10 protein-coding genes and 1 pseudogene are annotated in these 16,513 nt (G+C 48.6%); 5 read left to right on the plus strand and 6 right to left on the minus strand.

What is annotated here, in order from left to right; genetic code table 11:
* The first annotated feature begins 68 nt into the window (after positions 1 to 68).
* On the plus strand, positions 69 to 1,145 hold the full coding sequence (gene mnmA / locus DWB79_RS08950; protein WP_040859181.1) for a tRNA 2-thiouridine(34) synthase MnmA: 1,077 nt from the start codon (positions 69 to 71) through the stop codon (positions 1,143 to 1,145).
* Between the two features lie 175 nt (positions 1,146 to 1,320).
* On the opposite strand, the gene DWB79_RS08955 is transcribed toward mnmA, so the two are convergent.
* Complete coding sequence (locus DWB79_RS08955; protein WP_016523720.1) at positions 1,321 to 2,691, minus strand: PALP domain-containing protein; 1,371 nt, start codon at positions 2,689 to 2,691, stop codon at positions 1,321 to 1,323.
* A 92-nt stretch (positions 2,692 to 2,783) separates the two neighbouring features.
* On the opposite strand from DWB79_RS08955, the gene DWB79_RS08960 reads away from it, so the two are divergent.
* The 4 genes from DWB79_RS08960 (at position 2,784) to polA (ending at position 11,789) form a co-directional block, all read left to right on the plus strand.
* Complete coding sequence (locus DWB79_RS08960) at positions 2,784 to 5,678, plus strand: tetratricopeptide repeat protein (RefSeq protein WP_016523721.1); 2,895 nt, start codon at positions 2,784 to 2,786, stop codon at positions 5,676 to 5,678.
* Between the two features lie 19 nt (positions 5,679 to 5,697).
* On the plus strand, positions 5,698 to 7,158 hold the full coding sequence (gene aroA, locus DWB79_RS08965) for a 3-phosphoshikimate 1-carboxyvinyltransferase (RefSeq protein ID WP_016523722.1): 1,461 nt from the start codon (positions 5,698 to 5,700) through the stop codon (positions 7,156 to 7,158).
* A 202-nt stretch (positions 7,159 to 7,360) separates the two neighbouring features.
* Entirely contained in the window at positions 7,361 to 8,674 is a 1,314-nt protein-coding gene (locus tag DWB79_RS08970) for a sodium-dependent transporter (RefSeq protein WP_016523723.1), read from the plus strand.
* A gap of 169 nt (positions 8,675 to 8,843) precedes the next feature.
* Entirely contained in the window at positions 8,844 to 11,789 is a 2,946-nt protein-coding gene (polA, locus tag DWB79_RS08975) for a DNA polymerase I (protein ID WP_016523724.1), read from the plus strand.
* 50 nt (positions 11,790 to 11,839) lie between these two features.
* Here polA and DWB79_RS08980 read toward each other — a convergent pair whose 3' ends face one another.
* The 5 genes and pseudogenes from DWB79_RS08980 to DWB79_RS12115 all read right to left on the minus strand — a co-directional run.
* Positions 11,840 to 12,706: an Rpn family recombination-promoting nuclease/putative transposase gene (locus tag DWB79_RS08980; protein WP_016523725.1), complete on the minus strand. Its 867-nt coding sequence runs from the start codon at positions 12,704 to 12,706 to the stop codon at positions 11,840 to 11,842.
* 447 nt (positions 12,707 to 13,153) lie between these two features.
* Positions 13,154 to 13,417 carry a hypothetical protein gene (locus DWB79_RS08985; protein ID WP_016523726.1) on the minus strand — a complete coding sequence of 88 codons (264 nt, stop codon included), beginning with the start codon at positions 13,415 to 13,417 and terminating at the stop codon, positions 13,154 to 13,156.
* A gap of 164 nt (positions 13,418 to 13,581) precedes the next feature.
* The gene (locus DWB79_RS08990; RefSeq protein ID WP_016523727.1) at positions 13,582 to 13,833 is read right to left on the minus strand and encodes an HTH-like domain-containing protein; all 252 of its coding nucleotides are present in this window, start codon (positions 13,831 to 13,833) and stop codon (positions 13,582 to 13,584) included.
* 530 nt (positions 13,834 to 14,363) lie between these two features.
* Positions 14,364 to 15,560 (minus strand): SUMF1/EgtB/PvdO family nonheme iron enzyme, encoded by a 1,197-nt coding sequence (locus DWB79_RS12110; protein ID WP_245541341.1) that lies wholly within the window; start codon positions 15,558 to 15,560, stop codon positions 14,364 to 14,366.
* Between the two features lie 93 nt (positions 15,561 to 15,653).
* A pseudogene (locus DWB79_RS12115) lies at positions 15,654 to 16,208 on the minus strand (Ig-like domain-containing protein); the annotation flags it as partial.
* Positions 16,209 to 16,513 lie beyond the last annotated feature (305 nt).

Genomic DNA, 16,513 nt, shown 5'->3' on the forward strand with positions numbered 1-16,513 from the left:
GCTAAAAGCTATACCTGAGTTTTTAGAGATGCCCAACATACCGTATGAAGGATATTTGAACTGTGAGTATGAAGATTGCAGTAGGTTTAAGCGGAGGGGTAGATTCCAGCGTTGCCGCAAAGCTTCTGATAGAAGAGGGGCATGACGTATGTGGTGTTACGCTCCGGTTGCTGAATGAACAAACCTCCATCGCAAAGAAACAAACCGAGCGGATTATTGAAGAAGCGGCGCAGGCAGCACGGCTTCTCGGTATTCCGCACCGTGTCTACGATTTCCGTGCCGAATTTCAAAAGCAGATTATCGATTATTTTATAAAAAGCTACCGCAGCGGAGAAACGCCGAACCCGTGTTATATTTGCAATAGGCAGATTAAATTCGGGCTGCTTTTGGAACAGGCTTTACGGGAAGGTTGTGATGCTATTGCGACCGGCCATTATGCTAAGGTGTTTCAGGAGCCGTCCGGACGGTATATGCTGGAACGAGGGACTGATGTGCAGAAAGATCAAAGCTACTTTTTAGCCTTACTGAGCCAAGAGCAGCTCAGCAGAACTTTTTTCCCGCTTGCAGAATTGACGAAGCCGGAGGTTCGCCTCATTGCGGAAAAAGCCGGATTGGTCAATGCGCATAAGAGCGACAGTCAAGATATTTGCTTTGTACCGGACGGCGACTATACGGCAGTAATCGAAGCATTGGCGCCCGATGCTTTTCCCGAAGGAGATTTTATCGACATCAACGGCGCCAAGGTCGGCACGCACCGCGGCTTGCACCGTTATACCATCGGGCAGCGGCGGGGGCTTGCTTTGCCGTTCGGCTATCCGATTTACGTGGTTGAAAAATCGGCAGAGCATAATACGGTTACCGTCGGTGCGGGGGATGCCCTTCTTGCCGCCGCCTGTTCGGTGCGGGAAGTAAATTGGATTGCCGAAATGCCGCAGGAGCCTTTTTACGCGGAGGTTAAAACACGGTACCGGCAGCAGCTGAAAAAAGCCCGCATCGAACCGACTGGTGCCAGCCGAGTCCGCATCGTTTTTACCGAACCCGAACGGGCGGTTGCGCGCGGGCAAGCCGCTGTATTTTATTGCGGGAGTAGGGTAGTCGGCGGCGGTATTATTGACAGTGTTGAAGCCGTCGGAGATGTGGTATAAATTCAGGGTAGACCGTTTCTACTTTATCAACCCGCCATGAAAATAACATTCATAAATTTCCTTTATCAGCAAAGCTTATAACGAGTCTTTTTGATAAGTCTTTATATTGTTCTGACTGTCAGAACCGCCACGGATGCGGTTGTTTCGATCAGCAGCGATGTTTTGCAAAAGGCGATTAGACAAGAGACAAAAGCCAATCTTTTAAATCTTTTGCGGATGAACATTCAAGTACCGGCTCATCTGTTATTTGCGGATTATATTCCAAGCGAGTGGGTACCGACGGGTATATTCCCGTTGCCGTTCTAACTGCTTCGGAATGAAAAGCGGGATGCGTTATTTCCGGGATAATCGTAATACAGGAATGCGCAGTGTGTTCATCGGATACCCAACAAGGCAGCGAACCGGTGTTCATACAAAAACTTTCAATAGGATGATGTTCATCCGCTATCGCCTGACCGTTTTTTATCGAACCCCACGCCTGCCATACTTCTGCGACGTCGGAACTGATAATATACCCTGTCCGATCTTTACAGTCGCGCATTGCCTCTAACACAGAATCCTGATCAAATCGAAATAAGGCGACTTCCGGGGCACGTCTTTCAGGAGAACTCTGCGTATAAAGCATCCTAAAGCGTCGACATTCTCCTTCATAGTCTCTTTCAGGAATACGGCAAGAAGCATTGACTGTTGTAATAAAACCGTTTATAGGCGCTCCCATTTTTTTTGCAAGTACGGCAGCATTGAGGGTGTTCGGCTGGTTTAACGAAGTACCGATAATCAGCTGAGGTTGCTCAATACTGTTATCATAACCGGTTCGTGAAAGTACCGCCAATGCAGCATACATACAGCAACACACCTGCGATAATAGATAGCCGATATGTGCTGCATGAGGAATAAACAACTCCATCGAACCGATAATATCAGCATCTACTGCCGTTTCTTGAACCATCGTTTTACAGTCTGCCAGAGAGCCGTTGACGCCAAAGGTGTGAATATTTTCAGGAAGCAACAGAATTTGCTGTTTTGTCATAGTCTGAAAAGTATCTTTCGAATCTTGAGGATATAAAAAAGTTGCATGAATATCTTCAAACTCGGAAAATGCTTTTGCAAGCGAAAGCGTTTCAAGCTCTGTTCCCGCAAAAAGAATATGCACCGGCTGTCCACTGCACTGATAGAAATAATCAACCAGCTGCGCAGTAAACCGAGCGCCAAAATCGGTATAAGAGCCGCCACCTCCATGGGTAAGTTCAATGATATAAGTCCGGGGATCGATCGGAAACACCGGAACCCTGAAAGGAAACGCGCGTGCAATAAGGGTGTATAAATCGGATTCGGGAATAACATCCCGAAAAAATGCTCGGAACACTTCAAATGCAACATCACGAAAAGACGGCGGAGGATTTTTATATATCAGCGAATCGGGTAAAATCGGTATCTGACGAGGAATATAATTTCCCCCTTCTGCATCGTTTATTTTAAATACCGTTTCTAAAGGAATGCATACGGATGGATCTCTCACATTATAAAAAGATATAGACGGTTGCATATTTCTTTATAGCATAGATATACCGTGATTTCAATCGTAGAGGATATATTTTTCAGATAGACTTTTTTTCTCTTTTTCGCTATTTTTAATGTATGGGGATGTTCAAACTTTACATCGATTATTTTAAAAGTAAACTCAAAAATCTGCGGAAGCCTAAAGAAGAAATTCCGATTGATTATGAAGAGATTGTCGAAGAACAATGGCAGGCCGATTTTTCCAAGCCTGAAAACTGCCGGTTCGCTGCGGAAACGGGTGACGGATATACGGCTGCCTTTACGCCGCCTGAGCCTGCCGAAAACAATACGGGCGGCATCACGCTCGAAGCGCAGCGGAAGCATCTCTATGCGTGGACGGTCAATCCGGTATTTCGCTATAAGGATGTGATTATCGAAGCGGATATCCGTTTGCCGGAACCTGCAAAAAAGCCGGACGGACAGGATACACCAACCGATAAGGCGGGAGGATTCGCTGCCGGAATCCTGTTCCGTTATATCAGCCAAAGTACCTTTTACGCACTGATGATCTCCGATGCGGGATGGGTACGGCTCGATGCGGTCGTCAACAGCACCCCGATGCCCCTCCTAGGCTGGGTAAAAATCCCCGGTTCCGTTCATTCCGATATCGATCATCATAGTTCAGATCACCCTGATTCAGACTATTCAAATCATAAAGGAGAAGCGGATACAAAACGTGCGTACTCAATCAAACTGATCGCGAATAATACGACCATCACCATTTTGATAAACGGCCATTGGGTTGCTTGCTGCGAGGATGACACCATTCAGGCAGCGGGAAAAATTGCCTTTGCAATTCAAAACTGGGAAACCTACCCGCAGGTTATCGCGCAGCTTTCCCGCTTTTCGTTAAACTCCATCCCGATGACGGTAGAAACGGCATACACGGAAGCAAACGAATTTTCCGCGGTGCCGCCGGATGCCCGCATCAGCCTTGCAAAAACGCTCTATGCGATGGGGCGGTATGTTCCCGCCTTGCTCCAGCTTCGGGCTGCAGCGCGGTTAAAGGAGCCGGAAGAAGCGGATCGGATACTGGCAGGCCGCATTTATTTTGCGCAACGGATGCTTGACGAAGCCGAGCAGGAATTTCAATCGGTCTTGGAAGCGAATCCCTCTAACGAGGAAGCCTTTGCGGAACTCGGCGGCATTTACTATCGGGCTGAACGGTACGAGGATTTACAGCGCTTACTGCAAAAAGTTCCGAAGCCGATGATGTCGCAATCCTCATTCCTCTCAAACCTTGAAGGACATTTATTCCATGCGTTAGGGAACTATGAAGAAGCGGCTGAAGCATACCGGCGGGCGTTTACAATCGATCCCGAGCAGGGGCTTTTTGCCTTCCATCAGGCGAATGAACTCTACGATTGCGGGAAAAAGCCGGAAGCGGTAGATGCATATATGCAGGCTGCGCGCGCTTTTTTACAGCAGGAAGCCTACGATGACCTTGCGGAAGTTATTACGATATTGGAACGTATAGCGCCGAATGATCCTCGAACGCTTTCGATTGCCGGAAAATATGCTTACGCAGTGGGCAGATACGATGATGCCTTGCTCAAATTAAAAACGGCGTGCAAAAAGGGTTCGGAAGATTCCGCTGACTGGTACCTGTACGGACTTTTGCTCAAAACCGAAGAACCGAAAGAGGCCGTCAAAGCATTCAAAAAAGCATGTACCCTTGAACCTGAGTACGGATTATATCAGTTCCGATTAGCCGAAGCGCTCTATTTAAGTAATGGAAAATATCAGCCGGTATTGGAACAAGCGCTCGCCGCCGATCCGCACAACGGTTGGGTGCATAATTTACGCGCATTAGCCGCATTGCGCGAAAACGATATTGAACAGGCGGAAGCGGCAGTCGAGGAAGCGCGCAGGCTACTGCCCGATGAAGTATCCCTGCTGGTAAACTATCTTGAAGTACAACGCAGAAAGGGACAGCTTACAAAGTGTCTGCCGCTCTTCGATATTGAAAACGGAACCGCCGACCTCGCGGTAGAACGGAATCGGGCAGCTGCGTTCCACGCCTTAGCGAATGCATTTGCCGACGACGATGCTCGCGAAGAAGCGCAGCAGTGGTATTATAAGGCATTAAAACTCGATCCGAAAAATCCTGAGCTTCTCACTGATAAAGCTGAAAACGATTATGCGCTCTTCCTCCTCAACGAGGCCGATGACGGTTTGGTTAAGGCGCTCGATATCCAGCCGTCCGTACGGATATATCAACTGATTGCATCCATATCCGTTCAAAAAGGCGACTATGCCCGTGCGGAGGTAACGTTACGGGCAGGGCTTGAATCCTTTACCGAAAGTCCCGACCTACACTACGACCTTGCCTGTGTGTACCGCAACACAAAACGGTTCGAGCAGGCTCAAGCACAGATTGTACAGCTTAAACGGTATGAAACGTCGGAACGTGTCGATGCGCTTGAACAAGCCCTTTTGCAGGATACCGGCACAACCGCTCAAGCCGCAACAAACAAGGAAGAAACATCCACAGCGGAACCCGCTGCAAGCGCCAAGAAAAAAAAGGCGGCATCTGCTACGGATACAAAGTCAACCGCAAGTACCAAGTCCGCTGTAAGCAAAAAAAGAACTGCAGCGACTGAGCCTACCGCAGAGCCAAAAGCCGAACAAAAGCCCAAGAAGACAGCTCTGGCAAAAAAAACAAGCAGAGCTTCCAAATCTGCCGCGGATGCAGAGGAATCCGTTATCAGCGCCAAGACAAAAAAAAGGGCAAGCGCCAAGTCTGCTGCAGGCAAAGAAGGAGCGGACGCAACAGAACCCGCTACCGGTACCAAGGCAAAAAAAGCTGCATCTGCTAAGTCTGCTGCGGATGCAAAGCCAACCGCAAGAACCAAGTCCGCTGTAAGCAAAAAAAGAACGGCAGCGACTGAGTCTACCGCAGAAGAAAAGGCTGATACAAAAACCGAAAAAGCGGCGATAAAAAAGCCCCGAACAAAAAAAACAACTGGATAATGGAACGAACTGTATCATAATGAATCTCAGCGTGAGTACGCCGTCTTTTTGCGGAACGATGACGGCGCCGTCTTCCAAAAGCCATACGCTCCGCGCCCTCATCTGCGCCTCTTTAGCGGACGATACTTCGTTTATTACCGCGCCCCTTATCAGCGGGGACATGGAAAGCGCCGTACAGGTACTGCGGAAGCTCGGCGTTACCATTACGGAAGTATCGAATAATCCGCTTGTACTCAAAGTTACGCCGCCAGCCGACGGTCTCCTCTCCTCCGTAGAGCACGGTGCCACGGAACGCATTCTCGACCTCGGCAATTCTGGTTCCCTCCTCTACTTTTTAGGCATGATCCTTGCCGCAGCCGATGCACCGGTGTGTCTCACTGGAGATGCATCCCTTCGGAGCCGCCCCGTAGAGCCGCTCCTTTCGGTATACCGGCAAGCGGGCATCCCGTACTCGGCGGCAAGTAGTAAAAACGGTACAGGCAGCATGGAAGTCCCGCCGCTTCGTTTTTGCGGTCCGCTGCCGGCCGGAGCATATCAACTCGACGGCCCCTTTTCTCAGCCCGTAACGGGGCTTCTCCTTGCCGCGCCGCTTTTAAACGGGATGAGCCGCATTACCTTTGACAAGGCCGGAGAACGTCCGTACCTTAGGATGACCTGCGCTTGGCTCCGCATTGCCGCTATTGAGGTACTGAACCGCGGCGATTGCTATTTTGAAATCAAAGGCGGACAGCGCTATCGTGCCTTTACGCAAACGATACCGGGCGATTGGTCGTCCGCCCTCTTTCCCCTGACCGCAGCCGTCATCTGTAATGCGGCGCTTACGCTGACCAACCTCGATCCCGCAGACACGCAGGGGGATTCGCAGGCGCTTTCCATCCTTAAAGCGATGGGAGCTGACATCCGCTGCGATGCAGAGCGCCGCACGGTTTCGGTATTTCCCATATCCGGCACACTAAAAGGCGGACGCTTCGATTGTTCGGATATCCCCGATGCGGTTCCCATCCTCGCCGCTGCCGCCGTGTTTTGTACGGGAGAAACGCTGCTGCTCAAAGCCGGTGTGTGCCGCTTTAAAGAATGCGATCGGCTTGCCGCCTCGGCGGAAGAACTCGCAAAATTCGGAGCGGATATCACTCAAGGGGAAGATTTTCTCCGCATCGGCGGCAGCGGTAGGAACAGCAGCGTTGTAAACGACAGCGGCGGACAGAAACTCCATCCCGCACGGGTACGAAGCCGCGGCGACCACCGCATCGCGATGATGCTCGCCGTCGCAGCATGCGGAATTGCCGCACGTTATCATACTGGGCAACAATCGGATACAACGAGGGAAAATACCGAAAAATTTTCCGAAACCTCTTGTATAGAAGATTTTGATTGTGTAAAAATATCCTACCCTCGATTTATCGAGGATATGAATGCGGTAGGCGCCACTTTTAAAGAGGTAAACGTATCAGGCTCATCTTTGACTATCCCCGCAGAATAATATAGGCTGTTCAACTAGAGTGGAACTACTTCGCGATTCAAATGGTCTTACTGCCCATATTATTCTGCGGAATTTGATTTAGTCTAGCTGATGCATTTACCCATCTACTAAAAAAATGTACGAAATTTTGGATAAAATTTCGTACAGAAAGAAGGTATCCGCTTAACATATTTCTGATGCGGTTGCCATATTGAGGTTACGGATGAAACAAAAACGAGAACTTTTTAAAACAAACATCGGAATGCTCCTTGCCTGCGTAGGCTCGGCAATGGGCTTGGCGAATATTTGGATGTTTCCCGCCCGCTTAGCGGAGTTCGGCGGCATCACGTTTCTTATTCCATACCTCATTTTTTTATTCGGCTTTTCCGCCTTTGGGCTGATGGGTGAATATGCATTCGGACGAAAGATGCGCAAAGGACCGGTACTTGCCTTTGAATCGGTTATCGCGCAAAAGACAACGAATCCCGTACTCCGTGCTGTCGGCTGGTTTCCGGTTGTAGCCCTTATCGGCATTTTATCATTCTACACCGTTATCATCGGATGGATACTGCGCTATCTTGTATTGGCGATTACCAATACATTCCCGTCAATGCCTCCCGCTTTTTTCGAATCTTTTGCAGGCACTCCCGCCAATATTCCGTGGACGCTCGCCGCCCTTGTTGCAACGGCACTGATCGTCAGTCTCGGCATTCAAAAAGGCATCGAGCGTTTTACCACCGTGATGATGGCAACCTTTTATATCGTCGTTACCGTGATGGTTATCCGTGCACTCACCCTGCCGGGCGCGTTACGCGGAGTTGCCATAATGCTGAGGCCTAAGTGGGAAGTATTCGGTCATTTCCGAATCTGGATATATGCGCTGGGAATGGCATTCTTTACCCTCAGTCTCGGTGGAGCTGCAATGCTGATATACGGAAGCTACATGCCGGAGGGTTCCGATGTTCCCCGTACCGCTCGCCAAACGGCAGGCTTGGATTTTCTTGCTTCGATAATGTGCGCCCTGTTTACCGTTCCGGTCGCATATTCGCTTAGAATTAATCCGCAGGCGGGAGCCGCGCTCCTCTTTATTGCCGTGCCTAACATTATCGCACACATGCCGGCGGGCTATATCTTCGGCATCCTCTTTTTTCTCTGCGCAATGTTCGCAGCCCTCACCTCTTCGATTGTTATGTTGGAAGTGCCGGTTGAGTCGCTAATGTCAAAATTCAGAATCAGCAGAAAAAAAGCTGCGATTATTATCACCGTGTTAGCAGCATGTATCGCCGTACCGCTCAACTTTGATATGAGGGTATTCGGCACCTTTACCGACACTATCGCCATCATCATTTTTCCGCTCGCAGCGGTTACGGCGGCGTTTGTCATCTTTTGGGTGTATGGAGCACAGCGGACACTCGAAGATATCAACCTTCATGCCAAGCATAAGGTCGGTAGTTGGTACGCCCCCTATATGCAGTATGTCTTTGTACCCGTATGCCTGATTTTGGTAATTGCCGGCATCTTCCTCGGCGGTCTATAGCGTATTATAGTTTCTATAGAACATCTCTAAAAAAGATCGGTTAGTTTTTTAGAGGTTCCCTAAAACTCATTAAACCAAATATAATCTATGGAAAAGATTTTCAAAAAGCACTTGAATTGCATATACTCTCCGCTATAACTGCGGGGCGTTTTATGATACACTCATCCCCATGACACAGCATACACAAGATACGCTCTACCTACTTGATTCCTACGGCTTAATTTATCGCTCTTACTTCGCTTTTGTCAGCCATCCGTTGACCAATAAGGCGGGCAAAAACGTTTCTGCGCTTTACGGCTTTTTTAGAAGTCTTGCGATGATTTTAAAAACATATCGGCCGCAGTATTTTCTTGCAGCCTTCGATTCCCGCACGCCGACCTTTCGGCACGAATGGTATCCCGAATACAAAGCAACCCGCGACAAGACGCCGGAAGATTTGCACGCGCAAATTCCGTATATCGAAAAAATACTGACAACGCTCGGTATCGCCTGTCTCCGCAAAGACGGTTTTGAGGCTGATGATATTATCGCAACCCTTGCGTGCCGCGCTGCACAAGAAGGCCGCCGCTGTGTCATCATCTCCGGAGATAAAGACTTAGCGCAGCTGGTAGGAGATTTTGTTTCGGTGCTTAAACCCGATAAGAGTGAAGCCTTGGCGCACTGCGGTATCGAAGAGGTTAAGGAGCATTGGGGGGTTGCGCCTGCACAGATGCTCGACTATCTTTCGCTCATCGGCGATACTTCGGACAATATCCCCGGGGTAAAGGGCATCGGCCCTAAAACGGCTGTAAAGCTTTTGCAGGATTATGGTACGCTCGACGCTGTATATGAACATATTGATTCCATTTCGGGAGCCGTACAAAAGAAATTGACTGCCGGAAAGGAGAGCGCCTATTTTTCAAAAAAACTGATAACGCTTGCCGCCGATATTCCCATCGAAGGCTCGATTGAGGATTACCGCTGCGATGCGCTGCACTATATGGAGGCGGCTGCGCTGCTGAAAGAATATGAGCTGCCGCGCCTCGGCGAACTGTACACAAAGGCTGCCGAAGAAGCAAGTACGGCCGATGCAGCTGCCGCGTCGAATACCGCAGCAGCCGGCGGTTCAGCGGATAACGGTTCGGCAGAGAACGGTTCCGGTACAGGCGATGCGATTTCCCGCGGCAAAGCAGCCTCGTCTGCCGGAACCGGCATGAAAGCGGCAGGCGCAGGTACAAAACTGGCGGCTGGTACAAAACCGATAGGCGGCGCTGACGGCGTACCGGAAATCGGTACCGGTGCAGCACCGGCGGAGCTCCGTAAAAATAACGGCGAATACCGCACCGTGACGGACGCGGCAGAACTCGAAGCGGTTATCGCAGAAGCCGAAGCGCAGGGGTTTGCCGCCTTCGACTGCGAAACCACCGGCCTCAACCCGCTGTACGACGCCCTTGTCGGATTTTCGCTCAGCTTAAAAGCCGGTACCGGCGTCTACGTACCGCTCAAAGCGCCGGCGCCCGAACTGGGGGAACAACCCTTTGCCGTGATGCCCCTTGCCGCCGCAAAGGAACTACTCGCACGGCTCTGGAGTAACGAAGCGCTCACCCTTGTGTTGCACAACGGCAAATTTGACTATCAGGTGCTGCGGACAGCAAAGATTTTTACCCGCGCCGGCTGCCGCCTCTTTGATACGATGATAGCGGCATGGCTGCTTGAACCTGATAACCTCAGTTTCGGACTGGAGAACCTTGCCGAAGCACAGCTCGGCTTGCAGGGCATTAACTATAAAGACGTCGTACCCAAGGGCTGTACCTTTGCGGCGGTGCCCCTTCCGCAAGCGACTGCGTATGCGGCGGAGGATGCAGACCTCACCCTGCAATTATACCACATATATAAGCCCGCCTTGGAACAGGCAAACCTCACCGCTCTTTTTGAAACGCTTGAAATGCCGCTGATGCCACTCCTTGCAGATATGGAAGCACAGGGTATCTTCCTTAAAAAAGAAGAGCTAGCCGCGTTTTCTGATGAATTGGCGGATACGCTTGCACGGGACGAAGCGGAAATTTACAAGCTGGTCGGCCATCCCTTTAACATCGCCTCCCCTAAGCAGCTGCAGGAAGTGTTGTTCACCGAACGGAAACTGCCGACCGGTAAAAAAACAAAGACCGGCTACTCTACGGATATTTCCGTGCTTGAGGAGCTTGCCGCCATCGATGAACTTCCCGCAAAAATTCTCGATTATCGCGCTTCCGCAAAACTGAAATCGGGCTACGCCGATGCGCTACCCCTGCTTGCCGATACACACGGGCGGATACACACCAGTTTTATTCAGACGGGGACTGCGACGGGGAGACTTTCGAGCCGCGATCCGAACTTGCAGAATATTCCGATCAGAGGAGAAGAAGGTCGCAAAATCCGCAAGGCGTTCTACGCAGCGGACGGCTGTAAACTGATTTCCGCCGACTATGCACAGATCGAGCTGGTTATCCTCGCTCATTTTTCGCAGGATGAAAATTTAGTAAAGGCATTCCGGCACGGAACCGATGTCCACGCGGCAACGGCGGCGCTCATCTTTAATATACCGGTTGAAAACGTTGTCCCCGATATGCGCCGCATTGCAAAGGTGATTAACTTCGGGGTGATGTACGGTATGAGCGCATTTAGGCTCGCCAATCAACTGCGCATCTCCCGCACCGAGGCGGCGGAGTTTATTACCCGCTATTTTACCACCTATTCGGGAGTGTCCGCCTTTATGGAGACGCTCAAAGAGTCGGCCGCGGAAAAGGGCTTTGTGGAAACGCTGATGGGCAGACGGCGGTACATCCGCGCTATCAACAGCCGAAACCAAACACAGCGCGCCGCAGCGGAACGGATCGCCATCAACACGCCCATTCAAGGCTCCGCCGCCGATATCGTCAAAACGGCAATGCTGCGTGTAGATCGCGCATTGAAGCAGCAGCAGTTAAAGGCGCGCCTCCTGTTACAGGTACACGATGAACTGATACTCGAAGCGCCCGATGCGGAAGTCGATTCCGTCAAAGCGCTGTTAAAACAAGAGATGGAGCACGTCGTCGAACTCGCGGTCCCGCTCCGTGTCAGCATCGAAGCGGGCAGCTGCTGGGGAGATTTCCATTAAGGTTTCAGAGTTCTGCCCTAAGAATCCGCCTTGGTTCCAGAACTTGATTCTTATAGAGCTTCTACTTCTTCTTGAGAGAGGCCCGAAATTTTACAAATATCATTGAGTGGATACCCCATAGTTAGCATTGTCTTTGCGGTTTCAAGCGCTTTTTGGCGGGAGCCGCGAGCTTCTCCTTGTTGTATCCCAAGCATTAAACTTTCTTCTCTTTGTACGGCAATATCGGTATCGTAATCATATTCAACTACTAACATGTTTATAACCTCCCGTGACTTTCTTTGTAAATATTCCCTTAATATATCGTTTTTGATGCATTCTCTAATGGCATTTTCAAACCCATGCTCTTTATCAACTGCAATATGCCGACGTACTGCCTCCACAAACCGGCTGTATTGTCCCAACGGTTCACAACTCTTTAATATTTGACTGTCTTTATCATAATTGATATTTATCAGTTTTACAACAAGCTCAAGAGTTGGCGTTTCAGGTTGCATAATAAAGGAATCTGAAAGTCTCAGTATTTTTTGTGCAGGAATGTTTTCTCTTCCATTGTAAAAAACGTAAAATACCGGAGCTGGAATCTTTTTCAGTGCCCGTGAATAGCGGTCTCGGGGATTTTGGATATGTTCATACAGCCGTGTTACATATTCAAGGCAGCGTAATGGCATATTCGGATTTACGGTTGACTGATGTTCTGCAAGGACAATAATTTTATTGTCAACAAGGTATGATACATCATTAGCGAATGACATATACATTGTTTGTTTAAGCCGTATATTTTGCAATATAGCTGTAGACTGATAATTCGTATTATGCAGAGCATTATACAATGCTAAAAAATTATCTTTTGCAGTTCTATCACTACTGAAAAGATCAACAAAGACCGAATCCTTGTAATGGCTATTATGTTTTCTCATAGTCATTCACCTCCGTGCACCGCCACCAACAGTGGTAGTTCCTACAGGATATATACAGCACGGATGCAGAAATGGCTAAAGAAATGAAAGAAAAATCACCTTTTTTATTAAGTTAGGGGAAGACTTTTCTTTTTTTTCGATAACAGGGCATCTGCAAAAAACTCGGTCAGTTTTTTCAGATGCCCGTCGAGTTTTTAATAAGTCTATAAATATGAATGACTTATTAAAAACATCGCAAAAAAAATTTCAAGGAAACCCTCTAAAAAACTGAAGTTTTTAGAGGCTACCTAAAAAGTCTTCCCCTACGACCCCATCTAAAGAAAAACGGCGACTTAGGGCTCTGCCCTAAGAACCCGCATTGATTCCAAAGCATAGTTCTGAAAATAAAAGCTAAACAGTAGTAACTTTCACACTAACTCGTTTCAGTACCGCCACGGATGACATCGCTCACAAATGTACATCCTTGTACATTTGTGCGCTTCGAGTTTTTCTAATGAAAAACTCGATACTGTGAAGAACCACTGACATCCTGTCAGCAGCAGCGACGTTTTTGCCAAGCAAAAACTCGCGTTCAAAAATTGACATGAAGGTCAATTTTTGAACTTGCCACACGGAAGCCAAGATCGTTGTTCCTGTTGTCGGGGTTGTTGTTGTTCCGAATACCGACGACGCAGTTGTTCGCGTTGTTGTTCCAGCTGCCGCCCTGATCATATTTTGACCTCCTTGTCAAAATATGATCACGAGTTTTTTGCTTGAGCAAAAAACATCGTTCCTGAGTGGAACAATCGCCATCCTTGGCGATACTGACGCGTTTAGTACCGGAAGCAGCACCCTTTTTTGCCCCTACCGTTTAATTCATTTTTAAATTATTACGCTTATTCATCCAATAATTCTTGTATGCGTGATTTTTCAATAACATACTTTGCAAGATTTATGCCTTTACTTATTTCAGTCCCATACGATGAGGCAAGTTTCGTATTTCGAATTATGTCCGTTACGCTATGCCCTTCCTGTTGAATGATTTTTGCATATTTTATTCCGAATAAATGGATATTCGTTACCTTTTCTCCATCAGCAGCATTATTATACATAGCACTCAATTTCGCTGATAACTCTTGTACAGTCATATTCGTGTATCTCCTCGTATATTTGAAACATCCCGGTTTAATTTTTAAAAGATATCTCATCAGCAAAACTTATAATAAGTTGTAATATAAATCTATCCGAAATTATGATTTATCGCAAAAAATTTTTCGAGCCGCATTGTTCAAGAATGTGCATCCTTGCACATTCTTGAACGACGTGTTTGCAGGGCAAACACGCTACTTCATAGAACCATCGCCATCCGTGGCGATTCTGCAATGTACGTCCTGTACATTTTTTAACAGCAAGTTTGTGAAACAAACTTGCTACTGCGTGGAACCACGGACATCCTGTCCGATTGTCGTAATTCCACCTTTTTTTCAAAACTATACTGCACCACCTCTACACATTTTGCCGGTTCGGTTTCACTGCAACGGGCGGCTTACGCACGCCCGTAACTGCTCAACCTCGCAGGCAAAACGCGGCACGGATGCCGCTGGTTCCATGTAGAAGCGAGATTTGCGCTCATTGCAAATCTCGTCGATGAAAAATGTACACGGATGTACATTTTTCATCAGGGGCGCAACGCCAGGCGGAAGCCAAGATTGACGATGCTGTTGTCAGGGTAGCTGCTGCTGAACCGAGCACCGACGACGCAGTCCTCTGCGTCATAGCCCCAACTACCGCCACGTATGACGCGTCTAGTACCGGGAGCAGCAGGTGCACCTTGTGGGTCGGTTACAAATCCGCCGGATTCGTAAGCGCCGTCGTTTGCTGTAGGATTATTATCATACCGGTCAAAACACCATTCCCAGACGTTCCCGCTCATATCGTGTAAGCCAAGTGCATTCGCTTTCTTTGTTCCAACTGGATGCGTTTTACTATCTGCATTACCGCTATACCATGCAACTTCTCCCGTTTCGGCTGTATTCCACTTGTCTTTCGCTCCACTCGCACTGTTCACTTTGGTAAGCCATACTTCGCCGTATTGTTCTGCATTGGTGTTGTCGCTCCCCTGCCACCGAGCTGCATACTCCCATTCCGCTTCCGTCGGAAGTCTAAAACCTTTTTTACTCATATCGGCATAGGCGGCATCGCAAGCAGCTGTGTCAGTCGCGTTTTTTAATACGGCGGTATGATCGTCCTTTTTGCGGTAGACGCATTCGCTCTCAGCATTGTTCGTTTTCTGGGTATACGCATTACACCATACAACGCAGTCCCGCCAACTTACCTTCGTTACCGGCTCTTCTTCGCTCCCGCTTCCGCTGCTACCTTTTTGCCCTTCATTAGCAAACGTATATCCGTTTCCGATTGCCCAGTCGTATACTTCTTTCCACAGCTTATACGGCACTTCCGTTTTGCCCAGCTTATAAGGACTCAATTTTACCTTCCGCCCTGCACGGAATACCCCTTTCCAATAATCTCCCGTTCCGGGCAAAGATGCCGGATCCGGATCCATACCGGTAATTCCTGTTGCAAGCGGGGTTATCGTTACAAAATCGCCGGCAGGCGGTGGCGGCGGTGTGCTGTTGCTTTCAAAGCTCACCTTAACCTCGACGCCCTTTGTAACGGTAAACGAATAGGAATCGTTTGTGCCGTTTACGGCTTCTCCGTCACGTGTCCAGCCCTTTACCCTGTAGCCCGAATCAGCCGTTGCCGTAAAGGTTACGGTTTTGTCGTGCTCAACGTTTATGGGACTGATCGTTGTTTCCACTATGCCTTCCGCCTTTGCTTTAAGCGTGCCGCCTGTGCCGTCTACGCTAAAGGTTATCTTGTATGTCGTCGGAGGCTTGGCTGTTACGTTTACCGTACAGCTCGCTGTTTTACCGCCGTCTTCGGTCGTTACGATAATTTTAGCCGTTCCCGTTTTTTTCGCCGTTACCTTTCCGGTTGCATCAACGCTCGCTATCGCAGGCTTATCGGAACTCCACGTTACCTTTTTGTTCGTTGCATTTGTAGGAGCAACCGTTGCGGTCAGTTGCTCACTCTTTCCTTCCTCAAGCGCCAGTTTGCTTTTATCAAGCTTTACCTCCGTTACCGCTATGACAGCAGGCGGCTTTGCCTTAAAGCTCACCTTTACCTCTATCTTTGCCGTTACTTTATGGCTATACGTTGTTGTATCGTTCGTTATAGCCGTGCCATTGACCGTCCATTTATCTACTTCATAGCCGCTCGCAGGCTTTGCCGTAAAGGTTACGGTTTTGCCCTTTTCGACGTTTATGGGGCTTTTATCCGTTTCCGTTACGCCATCCGCCTTTGCTTTAAGCGTACCGTGTTCCCCGGCACTAAACGTTACTGCAAATGTTTCCGGTTTAACCGTTATCTTATTCGGACATCCGGTAAACAAGGCCATTGCAGCAAGCATCAACCCTACTGCTAACCGGCTCAACAGCCGATTCGTTCTTCCATTTTTATCCATAATTGTTCCTCCTAGCACTTATATATTTTCAACCGCTAAACGGTTTAGTTCTTAATGCAACCGCAAAGCTCACAGAAAATGGTAAGGTTTTAAATGCCTTATACGGTACATCGCTCTCAATACCGCCACGGACGGCGGTGGTTCCACGCAGTAGCGATGTTTTTTGCTCTGCAAAAAACTCGCGTTGAGCAGGATACACGGATGTATACTGCTCAACAGTACTCTCCGCATACGTGGTACTCTTTGCGGTTTAATAGGGAAAAGATTAACAGTACGTTTGCCGTCTGCAAAAATTGATGAGAAAT

Source organism: Treponema medium, from assembly GCF_017161265.1.
GTDB classification, from domain to species: Bacteria; Spirochaetota; Spirochaetia; order Treponematales; family Treponemataceae; genus Treponema; species Treponema medium.

Excerpts from the sequence above, each read along its gene's own strand:
- mnmA (WP_040859181.1), top strand. The coding sequence starts at position 69 with ATGAAGATTGCAGTAGGTTTAAGCGGAGGGGTAGATTCCAGCGTTGCC.
- DWB79_RS08955 (WP_016523720.1), bottom strand. The coding sequence starts at position 2,691 with ATGCAACCGTCTATATCTTTTTATAATGTGAGAGATCCATCCGTATGC.
- DWB79_RS08960 (WP_016523721.1), top strand. The coding sequence starts at position 2,784 with ATGGGGATGTTCAAACTTTACATCGATTATTTTAAAAGTAAACTCAAA.
- aroA (WP_016523722.1), top strand. The coding sequence starts at position 5,698 with ATGAATCTCAGCGTGAGTACGCCGTCTTTTTGCGGAACGATGACGGCG.
- DWB79_RS08970 (WP_016523723.1), top strand. The coding sequence starts at position 7,361 with ATGAAACAAAAACGAGAACTTTTTAAAACAAACATCGGAATGCTCCTT.
- polA (WP_016523724.1), top strand. The coding sequence starts at position 8,844 with ATGACACAGCATACACAAGATACGCTCTACCTACTTGATTCCTACGGC.
- DWB79_RS08980 (WP_016523725.1), bottom strand. The coding sequence starts at position 12,706 with ATGAGAAAACATAATAGCCATTACAAGGATTCGGTCTTTGTTGATCTT.
- DWB79_RS08985 (WP_016523726.1), bottom strand. The coding sequence starts at position 13,417 with ATGATCAGGGCGGCAGCTGGAACAACAACGCGAACAACTGCGTCGTCG.
- DWB79_RS08990 (WP_016523727.1), bottom strand. The coding sequence starts at position 13,833 with ATGACTGTACAAGAGTTATCAGCGAAATTGAGTGCTATGTATAATAAT.